Source organism: Bacillus sp. FSL W7-1085 (assembly GCF_038595035.1).
In the GTDB taxonomy this organism is placed as follows: Bacteria; Bacillota; Bacilli; order Bacillales; family Bacillaceae; genus Bacillus; species Bacillus altitudinis.
Genome location: NZ_CP152000.1, coordinates 3,012,617 through 3,031,476, shown reverse-complemented (window position 1 = coordinate 3,031,476; position 18,860 = coordinate 3,012,617). Strand labels below are relative to the sequence as shown.

Annotated in this window: 20 protein-coding genes and 1 riboswitch; of the genes, 17 read left to right on the top strand and 3 right to left on the bottom strand. The window is 37.8% G+C overall.

Features of this window, described 5'->3' with window-relative positions; all coding sequences use genetic code 11:
* The first annotated feature begins 2 nt into the window (after positions 1 to 2).
* From MKY11_RS15860 to sufB, 13 genes are all read left to right on the top strand, one after another.
* Positions 3 to 347, top strand: a complete 345-nt coding sequence (locus tag MKY11_RS15860) for a toprim domain-containing protein (protein WP_008347035.1) — start codon at positions 3 to 5, stop codon at positions 345 to 347.
* Between the two features lie 11 nt (positions 348 to 358).
* Positions 359 to 661 (top strand): thioredoxin family protein, encoded by a 303-nt coding sequence (locus MKY11_RS15855; protein WP_007500346.1) that lies wholly within the window; start codon positions 359 to 361, stop codon positions 659 to 661.
* 120 nt (positions 662 to 781) lie between these two features.
* Positions 782 to 1,123: an SCP2 sterol-binding domain-containing protein gene (locus tag MKY11_RS15850; RefSeq protein ID WP_008347033.1), complete on the top strand. Its 342-nt coding sequence runs from the start codon at positions 782 to 784 to the stop codon at positions 1,121 to 1,123.
* Between the two features lie 102 nt (positions 1,124 to 1,225).
* Positions 1,226 to 1,334, top strand: a riboswitch (SAM riboswitch).
* Positions 1,335 to 1,489: 155 nt separating this feature from the next.
* On the top strand, positions 1,490 to 2,515 hold the full coding sequence (locus MKY11_RS15845) for a methionine ABC transporter ATP-binding protein (protein WP_024719778.1): 1,026 nt from the start codon (positions 1,490 to 1,492) through the stop codon (positions 2,513 to 2,515).
* Positions 2,508 to 3,176 carry a methionine ABC transporter permease gene (locus tag MKY11_RS15840; RefSeq protein ID WP_008347031.1) on the top strand — a complete coding sequence of 223 codons (669 nt, stop codon included), beginning with the start codon at positions 2,508 to 2,510 and terminating at the stop codon, positions 3,174 to 3,176. The genes MKY11_RS15845 and MKY11_RS15840 overlap by 8 nt, the downstream gene beginning before the upstream one ends.
* Before the next feature lie 14 nt (positions 3,177 to 3,190).
* The gene (gene metQ, locus MKY11_RS15835) at positions 3,191 to 4,012 is read left to right on the top strand and encodes a methionine ABC transporter substrate-binding lipoprotein MetQ (protein ID WP_007500351.1); all 822 of its coding nucleotides are present in this window, start codon (positions 3,191 to 3,193) and stop codon (positions 4,010 to 4,012) included.
* 309 nt (positions 4,013 to 4,321) lie between these two features.
* Positions 4,322 to 4,690 carry a carboxymuconolactone decarboxylase family protein gene (locus tag MKY11_RS15830; RefSeq protein WP_003212803.1) on the top strand — a complete coding sequence of 123 codons (369 nt, stop codon included), beginning with the start codon at positions 4,322 to 4,324 and terminating at the stop codon, positions 4,688 to 4,690.
* 215 nt (positions 4,691 to 4,905) lie between these two features.
* Positions 4,906 to 5,043, top strand: a complete 138-nt coding sequence (locus tag MKY11_RS15825) for a hypothetical protein (RefSeq protein WP_162835676.1) — start codon at positions 4,906 to 4,908, stop codon at positions 5,041 to 5,043.
* Positions 5,044 to 5,254: 211 nt separating this feature from the next.
* Complete coding sequence (gene sufC / locus MKY11_RS15820; protein ID WP_007500355.1) at positions 5,255 to 6,040, top strand: Fe-S cluster assembly ATPase SufC; 786 nt, start codon at positions 5,255 to 5,257, stop codon at positions 6,038 to 6,040.
* A gap of 18 nt (positions 6,041 to 6,058) precedes the next feature.
* The gene (sufD, locus tag MKY11_RS15815) at positions 6,059 to 7,372 is read left to right on the top strand and encodes a Fe-S cluster assembly protein SufD (protein ID WP_058336898.1); all 1,314 of its coding nucleotides are present in this window, start codon (positions 6,059 to 6,061) and stop codon (positions 7,370 to 7,372) included.
* A complete protein-coding gene (locus tag MKY11_RS15810; protein WP_058336897.1) occupies positions 7,372 to 8,592 on the top strand; it encodes a cysteine desulfurase in 1,221 nt (406 codons plus the stop codon). The genes sufD and MKY11_RS15810 overlap by 1 nt, the downstream gene beginning before the upstream one ends.
* Positions 8,582 to 9,028 (top strand): Fe-S cluster assembly sulfur transfer protein SufU, encoded by a 447-nt coding sequence (sufU, locus tag MKY11_RS15805; protein ID WP_003212941.1) that lies wholly within the window; start codon positions 8,582 to 8,584, stop codon positions 9,026 to 9,028. Before MKY11_RS15810 ends, sufU begins: the two co-directional genes overlap by 11 nt.
* Positions 9,029 to 9,045: 17 nt before the next feature.
* Complete coding sequence (gene sufB, locus MKY11_RS15800) at positions 9,046 to 10,443, top strand: Fe-S cluster assembly protein SufB (RefSeq protein WP_007500362.1); 1,398 nt, start codon at positions 9,046 to 9,048, stop codon at positions 10,441 to 10,443.
* A gap of 1,079 nt (positions 10,444 to 11,522) precedes the next feature.
* Here the strand turns inward: sufB and MKY11_RS15795 are convergent.
* Entirely contained in the window at positions 11,523 to 11,834 is a 312-nt protein-coding gene (locus MKY11_RS15795) for a hypothetical protein (protein ID WP_342501593.1), read from the bottom strand.
* Complete coding sequence (locus MKY11_RS15790; RefSeq protein ID WP_342501592.1) at positions 11,821 to 11,946, bottom strand: hypothetical protein; 126 nt, start codon at positions 11,944 to 11,946, stop codon at positions 11,821 to 11,823. The genes MKY11_RS15795 and MKY11_RS15790 overlap by 14 nt, the downstream gene beginning before the upstream one ends.
* A gap of 401 nt (positions 11,947 to 12,347) precedes the next feature.
* On the opposite strand from MKY11_RS15790, the gene MKY11_RS15785 reads away from it, so the two are divergent.
* A complete protein-coding gene (locus tag MKY11_RS15785) occupies positions 12,348 to 12,914 on the top strand; it encodes a TetR/AcrR family transcriptional regulator (protein WP_048002053.1) in 567 nt (188 codons plus the stop codon).
* Positions 12,915 to 12,971: 57 nt separating this feature from the next.
* A complete protein-coding gene (locus MKY11_RS15780) occupies positions 12,972 to 14,828 on the top strand; it encodes an alpha/beta fold hydrolase (protein ID WP_342501591.1) in 1,857 nt (618 codons plus the stop codon).
* Between the two features lie 78 nt (positions 14,829 to 14,906).
* On the opposite strand, the gene MKY11_RS15775 is transcribed toward MKY11_RS15780, so the two are convergent.
* Entirely contained in the window at positions 14,907 to 15,551 is a 645-nt protein-coding gene (locus tag MKY11_RS15775) for an NAD(P)H-dependent oxidoreductase (protein ID WP_024719774.1), read from the bottom strand.
* An 83-nt stretch (positions 15,552 to 15,634) separates the two neighbouring features.
* Between MKY11_RS15775 and MKY11_RS15770 the strand changes: the two genes are divergently transcribed.
* Together MKY11_RS15770 and MKY11_RS15765 are read left to right on the top strand one after the other, a co-directional pair.
* Complete coding sequence (locus MKY11_RS15770) at positions 15,635 to 16,567, top strand: WYL domain-containing protein (RefSeq protein ID WP_342501590.1); 933 nt, start codon at positions 15,635 to 15,637, stop codon at positions 16,565 to 16,567.
* 183 nt (positions 16,568 to 16,750) lie between these two features.
* Entirely contained in the window at positions 16,751 to 18,757 is a 2,007-nt protein-coding gene (locus tag MKY11_RS15765; RefSeq protein WP_060811905.1) for a DUF6270 domain-containing protein, read from the top strand.
* Positions 18,758 to 18,860: the final 103 nt, after the last annotated feature.

Below are 18,860 nucleotides of genomic sequence, written 5' to 3'. Positions count from 1 at the left end.
TGATGAATGTCGAGATAGAAAAGGTCATCATTGTAGAAGGTAAATCAGATAAACAGAAGCTAAAAGAAGTCATAAGTGAACCTGTTACCATCATTTGCACCAATGGCACGATCAGTACATCGAAGCTGGATCAGCTTGTGGACGATTTATTCGGGAAAGACGTTTACATATTAGCAGACAGTGACGATGCTGGCGATAAACTGCGGAAGCAATTTCGAAAAGAATTCCCTGAAGCACTGCATCTTTTTGTCGACAGAACGTACCGCGAAGTGGCCGCTTCACCGTCAGCCCATATTGCATCTATTCTATTAGCTGCAAACATTGATGTTCATTCGAAATATTTATAAGGGTGACGTATATGAAAGAGATTGAAGAGCATGAATTCAAGGAGATAGAGGACGATTTATTTCTTTTGTACTTATATACACCATTTTGCGGAACATGCCAGCTGGCAAAGAAGATGCTGGCAGTGGTTGATGCCATGCAGCCGGAAGTTCCTTTTTATGAGAATAACTTAAATTACTCGCCAAGTTTTGCGAAAGCATTTGAGATCGAAAGTGTCCCTTGCTTTCTCCTGTTTAAAAAGGGTGAAATCGTGCAAAAAGGCTATGCCTTTCACTCCGTTCCATATCTTCATGAAATGATTGAAACCGCTAAATAAAGCGGTTTTTTGTCATATTTCAAGCAATTCATTTGAAAATTTGTCGAGCTATTTATAAAGGACAAGCCGATGTTTGTAGAGAAATGTTATGTATAACCAAATGACAGGGAGGTTATACATGTGGAAAATGTGAAAGCCCATGGAAGTGCAGGGCAGCGATTATTGTTAAAGCCGTTGCTCTCATCATCATCCTTGAAGATTACATTTGAGGCGGAAACGGACTCTTGTACATTGATTGTGGATGAACGTGGTGAAGTGAAGAAACTACCTGCAATTGAGTTATCGGATCTCATCTTTTATGGTGAGCGAAAAGAGATTTTGCAATTATTAGATGGAGACATGTCCTTACAGCAGCTGATCAGCAGAGGACAAGTGAAAGTGAAAGGCTCATTTCGAGCACTTCTTCGACTAGAAGCAGTACTTTGGCTGACGAACGGTTTTTTTCGAAAAATGATAACGTAGTCGTTTACTTGGAAATTAGCGATTTACAGCGTTGACATATCTCAGATAGCATGATATTCTACGTTAGTAAAAACATGAACATCACATAAAACAACATATTTTCTCTTATTAAGAGAGGTGGAGGGACGTGCCCTATGAAACCCGGCAACCGTCAGCATAGCTGAAATTGGTGCCAATTCACTCAAAGCCGCAATGCTTTGAAAGATGAGAGAAAGGCGTATTTGATATAAAAGGCCTTTCTGCTTGCGTTGCAGTTAGGTCTTTTTTACTGACCTGGCGTCAGGCTAGCGTCATAACAGTCGGAAGAATAAATGAACGTATGTGATGGCAACCTATAGATTCAGCAAGAAAGCAGGTGAACAGACTGTGATCCATTTACAGAATGTATCAAAAACGTATCATTCAAAAAGCGGAAATGTTGATGCCGTGAAAGACGTCAACTTGGATATCGATAAAGGTGAAATATTCGGAATTATCGGGTATAGCGGCGCAGGGAAAAGCTCCCTGATTCGCCTATTAAACGGTCTGGAGCTGCCAACAGAAGGAATCGTTGAAGTGGCAGGCAACCGAATCAATGAAGTATCGAATGCGAAACTTCGGAAAGCAAGACAAGAAATCAGCATGATTTTCCAGCACTTTAACTTGCTCTGGTCAAGAACAGTGAGACAAAATATTATGTTCCCGCTCGAGATCGCAGGTGTACCAACATCAAAACGGAGAGCTCGTGCAAACGAACTGATTAAATTGGTCGGTTTAGAAGGAAAAGAAAATGCATATCCTTCTCAGCTCAGCGGCGGGCAAAAGCAGCGTGTAGGGATTGCGAGAGCATTAGCGAATGACCCAAAAGTTCTGCTATGTGACGAAGCGACATCTGCGCTTGATCCACAAACAACGGATTCCATCCTTGAGCTTTTAGCCGATATTAATAAACGACTAGGACTCACCATTGTATTGATCACACATGAAATGCACGTCATTCGCAAAATTTGTCATCGTGTGGCGGTGATGGAGAATGGCCGTATTGTCGAAGAAGGCGAAGTATTACGTGTCTTCAGACAGCCGAAAGAAGAAATGACGAAGCGATTCGTGAAACAGCTTGCTGAACCAGAAGAAGCAAAAGAAACGATCGAGCACGTCCTAGAGAGAGTAAAAGAAGGTCAGGTCGTCCGGTTGTCCTTTATCGGAGATTCTGCCGAACAGCCGCTGATCACGGAAATCATTCGATCCTTCAAGGTCGATGTGAACATCCTGCAAGGAAAGATTTCTCAAACGCAGGAAGGCGCGTTTGGAACACTCTTTATCCATATAAATGGAGACGAGAACGAAGTTGAAAAAGCCATCGCCTATATCCAAAGCAAACAGGTTGAAATCGAGGTGATGACACATGTTTGAGAAATGGTTTCCGAACGTTGATCTAGAGGTTATTTGGAACGCGACGGGTGAAACAGTGTATATGACACTCATTTCATTGGCATTTGCCTTTGTGATCGGTATTATTCTTGGCCTACTGCTCTTCCTTACAGGAAAAGGCGGTCTTTGGGAAAATAAACCGATCAATGCTGTCATCGGCGCAGTCGTCAACATTTTCAGATCGATTCCTTTTATCATTTTAATTATTCTTTTACTAGGGTTTACGAAATTTTTAATGCATACAATTTTAGGCCCAAATGCAGCATTACCTGCCCTTGTCATTGGCTCAGCTCCTTTCTACGCACGTCTTGTTGAAATTGCACTGCGTGAAGTAGACAAAGGAGTCATTGAAGCAGCACGATCTATGGGAGCGAAAACGTCAACAATCATTTTCAAAGTATTGCTGCCAGAATCATTGCCAGCCCTTATTTCAGGAATTACTGTAACAGCGATTGCTCTGATTGGCTCTACTGCGATTGCAGGAGCAATTGGAGCAGGTGGACTTGGTGACCTTGCTTATGTGGAAGGATACCAATCTGGTAATACAGATGTCACACTTGTAGCCACTGTGTTTATTCTGATCATCGTCTTTATCATTCAAATAATCGGTGATTTGATTACAAATAAAATTGATAAACGTTAAGGGAGGAATTATTCATGAAGAAATTGATTTTAAGTGCACTATTTCTAGCATTTGCAGGCATTTTAGCTGCGTGCGGTTCATCAAATAACGCAAGCGATAACAAAACCATCACGGTTGCCGCTTCAAAAACACCACATGCCGAGATTCTTGAAGAAGCAAAACCACTTCTAAAAGAAAAAGGCTACGATCTAAAAGTGAAAGTACTGAGCGATTATAAAATGTACAACAAAGCATTAGCTGAAAAAGAAGTGGATGCAAACTTTTTCCAACATATCCCTTACTTAAACGAAGAAAATAAATCAAACAAAGATTACAACTTAGTGAGTGCTGGTGCCGTTCACCTTGAGCCTTTCGGTATCTACTCTAAGAAATACAAATCAGTAAAAGATATTCCAAACGGCGGCACGATCATCATGACAAACAACGTAGCTGAGCAAGGACGTATGCTTGCCCTATTACAAAATGCTGGTGTGATCAAGCTTGATCCAAAAGTAGATACAATCAACGCAACAGTCAAAAACATCAAAGAAAACCCGAAGAACCTAAAATTCAAAAAAATCGCTCCTGAACTAACAGCGAAAGCTTATGAAAACAGTGAAGGCGATGCAGTATTTATTAACGTTAACTATGCGATCCAAAATAAATTGAATCCGAAAAAAGATTCAATTGAACTTGAGCAAACGAAAAACAACCCGTATGCAAACATCGTCGCTGTTCGCAAAGGTGACGAAAAATCAGAGAAGATCAAGGTATTAATGGAAGTTCTTCACTCTGATAAAATCAAAGAATTCATCGACAAAAAGTATGATGGTGCAGTATTGCCTGTATCTGAATAACAACTTGTAAACCTCGCTTTCATCAAAGCGAGGTTTCAACGTGTAGACAAACCCTCGCATTCGTTGTCAGGTCTGCGCTCCGGTGCTCACGAATGTCAAATTCGCTCTGCTCCGGTACTCGCCCTTCCTAGACTGCAAAGGTTTTCTATCACGCTGAAAAAAGAAGACAAAGGGCTAAAATAAAGATCATTTTAGCCCTTTGTCAATCATCTGCAACCTCGCTTTCATCAAAGCGAGGTTTTTTTGTGTATTTTTTCAAATCTCGCTCATAATAAAAACGAACAAATGACCTGAAGGGATGGAATGAAGATGAATGAACAACATATGAGCGGATCGATGCAGCAATCACTGACGGATTATAAAACGGCAATGGGTGAATTTCAGAAGAAAATGCCGGTGTTTGGCAAGAAATTCAATGAATTTACGGAGCAGTGCTTTCAGAGCGATTCATTAACACAAAAAGAAAAACAAATGATTGCCCTCGGCATCAGCATTCATGCACAGGATGAATATTGCATGATCTATCATACAAAGGGAGCGCTCGATCAAGGCGCAACAGAAGAGAATTTGCTAGAGGTCGTCAGTGTGGCGGCAGCGTTTGGCGGCGGTGCTGCGCTAAGTCAAGGCATAACAGTTGTTCAGCAATGTATCGATGAATTTGGAGGACAGACGCATTAAGGGAAGGATAAGATGGTATTTATCCATCTCAGTGAGTTGAGTCGTTCTCAGCCGGTTGTGTGAGAAAATATGCCAGCATAGCGTGTTATATCCCTTTTGAGTGAAGCCGCATGTCTTTGATACAATAAAGCTACACTCAAAGAAGGGAATGGTTTATTATTTGTTCGGACCATAGTACACTGGGATTGGATTATACCGCCGAGATGGAAAAGGCCATGCATAAAGCTCATGGCATGAGCTATGCAGAGTACGAAAGAGACCATGACTTAAGGATGAAAGTGGAATATAAACGAGAGCAGTCCTATCGAGATGAGAAAAGGCAGCTCGCAAAAATGAATATACAAGGCTATTAAATAGCTAAGGGACGGGGAGAATAGTTTCCCGTCCTTTCTTTATGAAAACTGTCTTTTCGACATAAATCCTTTTATCTACCTGTATTTTTTGTTAGAATTTTGAGAGCATCCTCTCACGCTTGTCGTGAATGTGTTGTATTCACTTTTAATTTGTTATAAAATTAGAATGAGAATAAATTGAGAATAATGATTATTTTGGAGGTATCGATATATGACTGCTTCGACATTAACAATTAAGGACTTGCACGTTGAGATTGAAGGGAAAGAAATCTTAAAAGGTGTAAACCTAGAAATAAAAGGTGGAGAATTCCACGCAGTAATGGGACCAAACGGAACAGGTAAATCTACTTTATCTGCTGCTATCATGGGCCACCCTAAGTATGAAGTGACAAAAGGCAGCATCTTGCTTGATGGCGAAGATGTTCTTGAAATGGAAGTAGATGAGCGCGCGCAAGCGGGTCTTTTCCTTGCAATGCAATATCCATCTGAAATTAGTGGTGTGACAAATGCAGACTTCCTTCGTTCGGCTATTAACGCACGCAGAGAAGAAGGCGATGAAATCTCTCTCATGAAATTCATCCGCAAAATGGACGAAAACATGGAATTCCTTGAAATGGACCCAGATATGGCACAGCGCTACCTAAACGAAGGTTTCTCAGGCGGGGAGAAAAAACGCAACGAAATTCTTCAATTAATGATGATTGAACCAAAAATCGCCATTCTTGACGAAATCGATTCTGGTCTTGATATCGATGCGCTGAAAGTTGTTTCTAAAGGAATTAATAAAATGCGCGGCGAAAGCTTTGGCTGCTTAATGATCACTCACTATCAGCGTTTATTGAACTACATCACACCAGATCACGTTCATGTCATGATGCAAGGACGTATTGTGAAATCTGGCGGACCAGAACTCGCGCAGCGTCTAGAAGCAGAAGGTTATGACTGGATTAAAAAAGAGTTAGGAATTGAAGACGAAACTGTTGGTCAAGAAGCGTAAGCGTTAGGAGGATTATTGATGACATTAGAAACGAAATTATCAGTAGATCAAGATTATGTCAAAAGCTTCTCCGAGAAGCATCAGGAACCGGCATGGATGAGTTCCCTTCGCTTACAGGCTCTTGAAAAAGCAGAAGACCTTCCAATGCCAAAGCCTGACAAAACGAATATTTCTAAATGGAATTTAACCAATTTCAAACAGCATACAGTCGAAAGTGCGCCATTTGGATCTTTAGAAGAGCTTCCTGAAGAAGTGAAGTCTCTTATTGATTTAGAGGACACGGATAAGACAGTCTATATACAGCGTGATCAAACGCCAGCATACTTGTCTCTTTCTACGGAAGCAAAAGACAAAGGCGTGATCTTCACTGATATCCATACAGCGATTCGCGAACATGGAGACCTAGTGAAGAAATATTTCATGACAGATGCAGTGAAAGTGGATGAGCACAAATTAACAGCTCTACATGCTGCTTTAGTGAATGGCGGAGCTTTCCTCTATGTACCGAAAAACGTAGAGCTTGAAGCACCCATTCAAGCCGTTTATCTTCATGAAAATGACAAAACAACGTTGTTCAACCATGTCATCGTTGTAGCAGACGATCATAGTGCTGTGACATATGTCGAAAACTACATCAGTACGGCAACACCAGAAGAAGCGATCTTCAATATCGTGTCTGAAGTCTTCACGGGTGCAAATGCCCGCGTCACTTACGGTGCAGTGGATAACCTTGCAGAAGGTGTGACAGTCTATGTGAATAGACGTGGTATGGCAAATGGTCGTGACAGTAAAATCGAATGGGCACTTGGCCTGATGAATGATGGAGATGTCGTGTCTGAAAACATCACGAAGCTTATGGGCGACGGTACATTCGGTGATACAAAATCAGTTGTTGTTGGCCGCGGGAATCAAACGGAAAACTTCACAACAAGCATCATCCACTTCGGTAAAAACTCTGAAGGGTATATCTTGAAGCATGGTGTCATGAAGGATCAAGCATCTTCTATCTTTAACGGGATTGGTAAAATCGAGCATGGCGCAACGAAGTCAAATGCAGAGCAAGAATCTCGTGTTCTCATGCTGAGTGAGAAAGCACGCGGTGACGCTAACCCAATTCTTTTAATCGATGAAGATGATGTAACAGCAGGGCACGCTGCTTCTGTTGGGCGTGTTGATCCAATTCAACTCTATTACCTCATGAGCCGTGGGATTTCCAAAGAAGATGCAGAAAGACTTGTCATTTATGGCTTCTTAAATCCAGTCGTCAAAGAACTGCCGATTGAAGGAGTTAAAAAGCAGCTCGTTTCTGTGATTGAAAGGAAAGTAAAATAATGAATATCAAAGACGTTCGTGAGCAGTTTCCAATCCTTCATCAGCAAGTGAACGGACATGATTTGGTTTATTTGGACAGTGCAGCGACATCTCAAAAACCACGAGTTGTCATTGAAGCAATGAATGAGTATTACCGGTCTTACAACTCGAACGTCCACCGGGGTGTTCATACCCTTGGCACAAGAGCAACGGACGCATACGAGGGTGCAAGAGAGAAAGTTCGAGCATTCATTGGCGCTTCTTCTGTCCAGGAGATTATTTTTACTAGAGGTACAACAACAGCACTGAACACAGTGGCAATCAGCTATGCTAGAGCAAACCTTAAAGAAGGCGATGAGATCGTCATTACGCATATGGAACATCATGCGAATATCATCCCTTGGCAGCAGGCAGCAAAAGCAACTGGCGCCACATTGAAATATATTCCGTTACAGGAAGACGGCACGCTGTCGCTTGAAGATGTGAAGCAAACCATCACACATCAAACGAAAATCGTTGCTGTCACACATGTTTCAAACGTATTAGGAACCATCAACCCAATTAAAGACATCGCAAAGATTGCTCACGATCACGGTGCAATTATCGTCGTCGATGGTGCCCAGAGCACCCCTCACATGCAAATTGATGTTCAGGACTTGGATTGCGACTTTTTCGCCTTCTCTGGGCATAAAATGTGTGGACCGACTGGCATTGGTGTTCTTTACGGGAAGAAGGACCTTTTGAATAATATGGAGCCTGCTGAGTTTGGCGGTGAAATGATCGACTTTGTGGATCTATATGATTCTACATGGAAAGAGCTGCCGTGGAAATTTGAAGCGGGAACACCGATTATTGCAGGAGCAATTGGGCTCGGAAAAGCGATTGATTTCTTAAATGACATCGGAATGGAGGAAGTCAGCCGTTACGAGCATCAGCTTGCGACTTATGCACTTGAGCGCTTTAAGGAGCTTGAAGGTGCCACGGTTTACGGACCGCAGCACCGAGCTGGACTTGTGACGTTTAACTTGGACGACGTCCATCCTCATGATGCCTCAACTGTTCTAGATACGGAAGGTGTCGCCATTCGTGCTGGACATCACTGTGCACAGCCGCTCATGAAATGGCTTGGTGTATCAGCGACTGCAAGAGCAAGCTTCTATCTGTACAATACAGAAGAGGAGATTGACGAGCTCATGGCAGCGCTCCGTAAGACAAAGGAGTATTTTACGAATGTCTTTTAATGTAAACTTAGACACACTGTACAGACAAGTGATTATGGATCATTATAAAAATCCGAGAAACAAAGGTGTGTTAAACGACAGCATTGTCGTCGATATGAACAACCCTACGTGTGGTGACCGCATTCGTCTCACGATGAAAATCGAAGACGAAAAGGTCATGGATGCGAAATTTGAAGGAGAAGGATGCTCGATTTCGATGGCATCTGCCTCTATGATGACGCAGGCGATTAAAGGGAAAGATATTGAAACAGCTTTGAAAATGTCTCAGATTTTCTCCGATATGATGCTAGGAAAAGAATACGACGATTCCATTGATCTTGGTGACATTGAGGCGCTGCAGGGAGTGGCAAAATTCCCAGCGCGCATCAAATGTGCAACATTATCCTGGAAGGCGCTTGAAAAAGGCGCATCTGCCGAAGATAACGGCAAATCATAAGATTGGAGTGAAAATGGATGGCTAAAAAAATGCCAGATGTTGGTGAATATAAATACGGCTTTTCTGATAAAGACGTTTCCATTTTCCGTTCAGAGCGCGGACTGACAAAAGAGATCGTTGAAGAAATTTCTCGTATGAAAGAAGAGCCTCAGTGGATGCTCGACTTCCGTTTGAAATCTCTTGAGCACTTTTACAACATGCCGATGCCACAATGGGGCGGAGATTTAAATGCATTAAACTTTGATGAAATTACGTACTACGTAAAACCATCAGAACGCTCTGAGCGTTCTTGGGATGAAGTACCAGAAGAAATCAAACAAACCTTTGATAAGCTTGGAATCCCTGAAGCAGAGCAAAAGTACTTAGCAGGTGTATCTGCTCAGTATGAATCTGAAGTTGTGTATCACAACATGAAGCAAGATCTTGAAGATCTAGGCATTGTGTTTAAAGATACAGACAGTGCATTAAAAGAGAACGAAGACATCTTCCGTGAGCACTGGGCAAAAGTCATTCCTCCGACTGACAACAAATTTGCTGCGCTTAACTCGGCTGTATGGTCTGGTGGTTCATTCATCTACGTACCAAAAGGCGTAAAAGTAGATACACCACTTCAAGCATACTTCCGAATCAACTCTGAGAACATGGGTCAGTTCGAACGTACACTGATCATCGTTGATGAAGGCGCACATGTGCATTACGTAGAAGGTTGTACAGCTCCAGTTTACACAACAAACTCACTTCATAGTGCGGTTGTTGAAATCATCGTGAAAAAAGGCGGCTACTGCCGTTATACAACGATTCAAAACTGGGCAAACAACGTCTTCAACCTTGTGACAAAACGTACAGTATGTGAAGAAAATGCAACAATGGAATGGATTGATGGAAACATCGGTTCTAAGCTGACAATGAAATACCCAGCGGTTATCCTAAAAGGTGAAGGCGCTCGTGGTATGACATTAAGTATTGCCCTAGCAGGTAAAGGTCAGCACCAAGATGCAGGTGCAAAAATGATTCACCTTGCACCAAACACATCTTCAACGATCGTATCGAAATCGATTTCCAAACAAGGCGGTAAAGTCACATACCGCGGAATCGTTCACTTCGGACGCAAAGCAGAGGGTGCACGCTCAAACATCGAGTGTGATACACTCATCATGGATAACAAATCAACATCTGATACGATTCCTTATAATGAAATCTTAAACGACAACATTTCATTAGAGCACGAAGCGAAGGTATCAAAAGTATCAGAAGAGCAGCTATTCTACTTGATGAGCCGCGGAATTTCTGAAGAAGAAGCAACAGAAATGATCGTCATGGGCTTCATCGAACCATTCACAAAAGAACTACCAATGGAATACGCCGTTGAAATGAACCGTTTGATTAAGTTTGAAATGGAAGGTTCGATTGGTTAATAATCCTTGAAAAGCCTAGAGGTATTGTAAGAATAATGAGATCGGCGATACCAAATTAGATATTATCTTTTGCATAGGAGGCGAACTTTTTTAGTTCGTCTTCTTCTATTTTCTCAGTAATCTCAATTCATTCTGTTTCAACTTGAATTTTTTAAGTTCTTCTAATACTGCACCATTTAATCATGCGATAAGGTGATGATGTGTTCTTTAAGGTTGTTAAAGTTACTTTATATTGTTGTTATCCCATCTAACCTATCTTTTCAAAATTCACTTTATTTCTTCAAGATCCCCTACCACTTTAAAATTAGCGCTCCGCTTATAAGCAAGTCTGTTTCTCTCAAAAAGTACGTAAGCATATCTGATAATCTTTGTATCGCTGGTGTTTATAGGTTTTCGTGTTATCGAGTATTTGTTTTAATTCATCCAGACTATAATATTTTACTTCATTATTATTTAGATTAACATTATCTTTCACTGTAACCCTTTCATCTATCAGATGGACTTTTTCTAGTATATCTAGCTCATTATCAGCATAATGCAAGTCTATTATCACGTTGTAGTAAATTGATAATGAGATTACTCAAGCAATACATTTTAATTGAAATGCTTGGCACTGTGGGGAAGATGGAGGTAGGTAGATCCTAACGCTTTAAAAAAAGGGAATCTCCTTTCTATTGTTTAAACGTATTAATCTATGGAATCAAATGAATCAGAATAACAACTTGAAGAGGATGGTGATACTATGAGACAACCAAGATGATCGATAAATTTTGATCGGAGAAATTTGTAATAGCATTATGACAATTGGTGATTTTGAGGGACTTAAAATGATCTATCATTGCAGAGCAGAGTAAATAAATGAAGGTATAATTATAATGGATATTAAAAAGACTATAATTTCTAATTAAAACTTAAAAAATATGCAATTTGAACAATCTGAAATGACCGTTTAGTAGAATTGTATATTGCAATTCTACAATGACATAATAAATAAAGTAAGACCTAGATAGCTTTTAATTGCCGTCTGGGTCTTATAATCTCAAAATTAAATAAACAATTCCTAAATATGTACTAACAAATTAATTCCATTGTATATATAAATCAAAGTATGATGCGCCAAGACTAGGTCTTGTATCTACTACTTCAATATAATTCCAACCTAAAGTTATGTCCGGAAAAAATGCAATGTCTGTTCCAACTTCAAAAAAATTCCCATTTAATATACTTATTTTATGAGATCCCTTACTATCAAATATTACAGAGACGCCCTCATAACCATCAAAATAAAATTTATAATATTTAATGGGATAATACTTGCTGGTATGAGCATTACCTATACCTCCATTTTTCAGTTCAAAAGCTTTATCATGAATACTGCTAGATGTATTCATGATAAAGCTTTTGATTTTGATTGTAGTTTTTTGTTTCAGCAGCAGATACATCATCAGTTATTCCACTAAATAATCCTAGGGAAATAATGGGGATGAGTAATAATTTTTTCATAAAGTAAAACCTCCTAAAGTTAGAAATAAATTACAATATTATGATAACATAGATATTTTTGGCTATCAATACAATTATTAGTTTTATTTAATAGGTATATATGCCAATGAAACCTCATAGACACATTTAGGTATTGTTTATTAGTCATCAAAATAAATAACCAGACGCTCATGAAAGTGAGAACCTGGTCCTATTTTGTTTATTCGTCATATCGTCTATATTTCTTGTGTAGTGTTTCGAGTTTCTCTATTTTCTCTATCATTACGTTCAAAACCTCTTGAAAAATAACATTACCCTTTATATAGAATTGTTTGTAATAATCATTTTTTCTAAATAATCATAAATACTTGCAACATATAATTTAGTACTGTATAGTTCTAATTATGACAAAGATAAAATTAATGAATCAAAAACGTGTACTTGAAGTAGCTGCAACATTATTTTTAGAAAAAGGATTTGCTTATACGAGTATGGACGAATTAGTTCGTGTTAGCAAAGTATCAAAGTCTAATGTGTATTATCACTTTTCTAATAAGGAGGAATTATTAGAAGGGGTCGTTGATTATTGGATTGATATGTATCAATCTGCAATGGATGACGTACTGTCTCAGACCCAATTTTCAGTTGAAGATCGTATTCAACTGTTTTTAAAGCAATTATCACAAGGAGTTCAGTCGAGAGAGTATAAGGGCGGCTGTCCATTTATTACTCTTTATATTCAAAGTCCTGCAAAGGCCACACAAATAAAAGAAAAAATAGGTCTTTTTTTTACAGGATTACAAAAGAAAGTTTCTCTATTACTGAAACAAGGGGTAGAGAACGGGGAATTCAGAGATTCGATTCAGATTGATGAGGTGGCATCACTTTTTATGACAAATCTTGAAGGAGCGTTATTTATTTCAGAAACATTGAAGGATGCCACTGTCATCACAAAAACAGCAGATCATTTATTTAACTTGCTTCGATAAAGAAGCATTTTTTTTACATAAAATTAGTACTGTTTAGTACTAAAGAGGAGACCTCATATGAAAACAGTATTTTTAATTGGTGGAACAGGGTTTATCGGAAAGCAATTAGTCGAAGAATTAGCGAAAGAGGATGTGAACATTTTTCTTTTAGTAAGGTCGAAAAGTAAAGCAACACGCATTTTTCAAGAAAGAGGCATTTTAAAAAAGGGAGTGATGCACTTTGTTGAAGGTGATTTGACGAAAGTCGATTTGGGTCTAAGTCCTGAAGATCAGGAGAGGGTATTGAAAACGGATGTGATCATTCACGCAGGAGGCACGATGGATATTCAAGCAACCAGTAAAGAGGCAGCTTCTGTCTTTTTAAATGGCGCCAAACACATTAGTGAGTTAGCTAAAAGTATTCATCAATCGAAGGGGTTGCAACAATTTATTCATGTTGTCGGTTATATGAGTCCCTTTGATGATCAAAATAGCAAGGTTGCTATCGACGTGTTTGAAGAAGGAAACGATTACTTGAAAATAAAAAATCCTTATGAGAGAACAAAGTTTTTAGCAGATCTTTATATTCGTCAACAGGCATCAGCAGTAGGTTATCCGCTTTCTGTCATTAATCCGCCAACTGTCGTTGGTAGTAGTCAAACAGGGAGTACAGAACAAATTGCAGGATTGGGTTTGCTTGTAAAGAGTATGCGAAGAGGGCTCATGCCGGTGATTCCTGGAGGTAAGGACTATCGGTTACCACTTATTTCAAACGATGAGTTTGCGAAGTTTATTGTACAGGTTTTCAAGTTGGAGCAGCCGGCTATTCAAACATATACACTTGTTGAAGACAAAGAGCACGATCAGAACGTTGCTGGACTATTAAGTATTATGTCAGAAAGTATGAATATGAAGGCACCTAGCATCTCTGTTCCTATGCCACTGATGAAAGCTATCATGAAGAGTGGTGTAAGTAAACTCACAAACATTCCTTCTGACGGATTGAATTTTATGACAAAACGAATGTTCTCAAATGTTTCAGTGAAAAAAATAATGGGAGAAGATTGGTTTAAGAAGACGAGTGTCATGACATTTTTCCCTGCTGTAGTAGCTGATCTAGATTATCGAATGATGGCCCAAAATGGTGAGCACCAACATTTATTTAAACGAACATTATGCGATAATAACACCCTTTACCAATTACAAGGAGAAGGGAAGCCGTTTATTTTATTACATGGTTTATTGAGTGATGGAGAAGATTTATTTCCTTTAGCACAGGAGCTTCATGAGGAAACAGGTCAACCTGTATGGATTTTGGACCTTCCTGGTTTGGGGCGTTCTCCATTTAAACGAGAGAAACATCTTCTAGATATCTATTTAAATGTAGTGAAAAAAGTAATAGAAAAAGCGACGAATGGTGCACATCTAATCGGCCATTCATTCGGTGCGTATATTCTTCTAGAAGCTTTGACACAAAAGTACATAGATAAGAAGTATTCAATCACTTTACTTCAGCCGCCTGTTGCTAAACAAAAGGCAAAATCACTACATGTTCCTCAATTTCTGAACAAATGGACATTAAGATTGGCAACGACTCATTTGATAGAGCGTTATGTGTTAAGAAATGGTTTGTTTGAAAGCACGGAGAGCATCCCTGAACATTATATTGAAAAAATCAGAAACAGCTTTACTTCTCCTAGAATTTTAAATACGACGGTTCAGCTTAACCATTTATTACTGAAAACCGATCAAGGTGACTTTAAAGAAGTCACAAAGGATCATCTTCACATGATTTGGGGGGAGTATGACAGAGGCTATTCTGCGCCATCGCATCTTGGGAAGGTTGATTTTGTTCCGTATGGCCACCATTTCCCTCTTAGCCATCCGAGTGAAACGGCAGCATTAGTCATCAATAATATTTGTACTAGCAGATAGGAGTCACCCCAAAACGAAAAAATAAGATTGATGACAAGTGAGCAAAATTTTTCGTTCTGGGTCTTGAAAAAATAGAGGTTAACGAGGTGCATAAAACGCATCTAAGGTTTTCGTCATATCATCAGATGCAGATTGTAAGATAGTCCTTTGATCTAAAATCGCTGTTCCTTGTGCCCGGACAATATGAAATTGATGAAAACCCATCAAGTTTTGGAATATTTCCTTTAGGTAGTAATGTGAGAATTCCAGAGGTGTGTAGCGATCGTTATTTGTGAAAATTGAGCCGCTTGCTTGAAGCAAAAGTACACGATAATCATCAGTCATCAGACCAACTGAACCATTTTCTGTATATTTGAACGTTTCTCTAGCAATGAAGATATTATCTATATAATCTTTCATACGTGACGTCACATTGAAATTATGAACAGGTGACACGATCACAATTCGATGATGTGCTTTGAATTGGGCCAATAAAGCAGATGAAGCAGCGGCGATTTTTTCCTCCGCAGCTGTTAATGATTGTTCAGATGCCTGCTTATCCCAAATACGTAGCAGCTGGTCTTTTTCGATACGAGGAATTTCAGTTCCATATAAATGTAAAATTGTTGGCTCCTCATGAGGGAATCTTTTTTTGAACTGTTCTAAAAATAGTGTTTGCAGTTTGTTTGAATAACTTTCTTGATGAGTGAAATCAGGGTGCGCGTTAATAATGAATGTTTTCATATGCATGCTCCTTTTCTTTTGATAAACTGAGTATAAAATATAAAGGTGACAAAACATGTCACCTTTTTCAGAAGGAAAATCAAATGAAAAAATCAGAACGCTTAAACCAAGAGCTTATTTTTTTAAGTGATAAATATTCATTTCAGTTAAAGGATTTAGAATCGGAATTCGGCATTTCTAAACGTACGGCTTTAAGAGATATGGAAGAGCTAGAGTCCATGGGCTTAGCTTTTTATGTTGAAAATGGCAGACATGGAGGATATCGGCTCGTGAATCAATCTCCATTGGTTCCGATCTATTTTCAAATAGATGAAGTTCAAGCCATTTTTTTCGCCCTTAAAGCCTTAGATCTGTTGTCAGCAACACCATTTAAAAAGTCTTACTCACAGATTCGCCAAAAACTGTTTGCTACAATGTCTGATGAGAGAAAACATCGGATCACGGAGATTTTGGATGTGATTCATTACTATCATGTCGCGCCAGTGAGTGAACAAAATCATTTGGATTTGATATTGCAGGCAATGATGGAAGATCAAATCGTGAAGATGACATACATTCAATATGAAAATAAAAGGATCAGGCTACAATTTCTTGAGTTGTTTTATCGAAATGGGATTTGGTTTACCGAAGCATATGATGTTCAGAATAAAAAGTGGGGCATCTACAGATGTGATTGTATGATGGACATGATGATCGAAGAAGAAACGAAAGACACTTTTACGAAGGAAGAATTAAAAGCACTGCAGCTCAAATACGAAAAAACCTATCATGATATCTCTTTTAAATGTCGATTAACGGAACAAGGGAAAGAGAAGTTTTTGAAGAATCATTATCCGAATATGAGATTGGAGACCATTGATGATACGCCTTATATTGTAGGGGGATACAACCAAGAAGAATTATCGTATATGACTCACTATTTGATCTCATTTGGGAAACATGTGAAAATTGAATACCCCGATGAATTAAAAGAGAGTTATTTGACTCAATTGCAAGAAATGATGGATCAATATTAAAGTTGAACTTCTACAGAAAAGGCGAACTGCTAAAGTTCGCCTTTTTTCTTTAATAAAAATTAATGTTAAATTATTCTTTATCATGTAAAATAAAACTAGTTAGGAAAGATTACATATGCTTAAAAGACTGGTTTTAAATCAGTTTTGGACCAAATAATAACCGATATGAGGGGTAATTTCATTATGCATGCAAATATAATATCGTATATTTTTGACAAACAAACTGGCGATATGGAAATGAAAGTTAAATGTGATACATCAAATAATAACTTGACATTGCTGTGGCAGAAAAGACAAAGTAGTAGTAATTTGAATTTGTATGGTGGAGTGTACTTTCATAGTTCTATAAATAATGGAATTGCAATCTTTAAAATGAACGTAAATGAAATATTAGATATCTCTACCTTTCATGATAAAGAAATCATTTGGGACTGTTTTTACGTAAATGGAAATGAAAAAGTTGGGGTGAATTTCCCTGAGGTTCATTCTAATTTTGAATATCATATTTTTGAAAGAGATTTGTATAAAGTAGTACCATTTATAACAAAAGGCGCTAAAACGCTGGCGTTATTTATAAGGACTGTAGAGATTAAAAGTAATATTCATCTTTTAGAAATTCAAAAAGATGGGGTAAAAGGAATAGTGGAACTGGAATCAAAGGAAATAGATATCCAACAGTTCCAAACATACTTATGCTTGCGTAAAAGAGATCATAATTCTTTGACAGAATATACACAAGAGGTCTCCACAAAACTTTTTTATATAGATAATAAGTATCAAATTGAAGGCGATTTTAAAGAATTCTTTCATAGTATAACCAACCAAACATCATGGGATATATTTGTGAAAGTCGAAAGTTCCAAAAATAAAATTTATGTGGCAGCAAATTTCGAGCAGCTCACTTCTATAAGAATAGATTTTCATGATTTGTTTTATTCTATAAAAGCCTTACAAACTCTTCAACAAAATATAATTACGTTACAAATTAAACAGAAAGAGTTTGCTTCCTTGGTTTCTTCTGTTTCAGAAAATGAAGATGTTTTTTATTTCAAAGGGGATTTACCGAAAATTGGAGGTGAAAAGAGGTACAGCTTAGTTAGTAAACTCCGTGGGAAAGTAGCTGATAACTTTGAATATTTCAATGAAGTTGAAAATGAAATATCAACGGATGATAATTTAACTTTTGATATCAAAGTTTCTCTTGCTGAATTGATTCCCAATTTTAAAGACAAGGATATATGGGATTTGTTTATCAGATGTAGACAAGATGGTGAGTTTTGTTATGATATACCTTTATCGTCTAATAGCAAGCAGAAAATAATGTCGACTAATAAAAAAGTTACTTTATTTGTAAATGGTGCACATTCTTATTCAGTTTGGGTAAATGTTGATAGAGGACCTCGAGATAATCTAACAAACATTGCAATATTAGGTACTTGTTATAGTCGAAATGCTTTTAATACATCAGATTTTTTCAATCCATACTACAAAAAACTATACAAATGTTCTTATACTCAGTTCCATTCAAATATTATGAGTATAGTATCTGATCCAGTAGTGTTTGATGAAACTGAATTTCTTGATTGTGGATTAAAACCTTCAGACATTAGTTATATTAGATCAGATTTTCAAAAAGATTTTTTTGAAAACTTATTAGAAAGTAATGCAGACTATTTAATAATAGATTTTTATGTTGATGCTTGTAGAGAAGTCATTCAAATTAAGGAAAATGCAAATATCACATTAAATTACTTACTTCCTCGAACAAAATACTTTAAACAAATTAAAAATAAGCCTGTCATATCTCATACCAATAATGAAATGTATTTAGATTTATGGAAAGAAAAACTTAAAGTATTTGTTCAAAGACTTCTTGAAATAATGCCGGCAGATAAAATAATTTTAAATAGAGGACGGTTAACATCAAAATATTTAGATTCAAACAATAAAATTAATGATTTCCCTAATCAAGATATTATAAAGAGGAACAATATATTATGGGATAGAATGGATCATTGCTTAATAAATTTGATACCAGAAATAAAAACAATTGATATGCGTGATACGTCTTTTATTGGTCATTATAATCATCCATTTGGCAAAAGTTATGCACATTATGAAAGTGGATATTACAAAGAGTTTTTGTCGAAATTAAATGAGATAGTCTTAATGGATAAAAGTAATCAATAATGGAAAGTAATATCTTTTCTAATCATTCGAAGTGTTAAACTAGACATATTAGAAAATGACAACTATGAAAGCAAAAAAACCGATTTTCTCAAAGAGATAATCG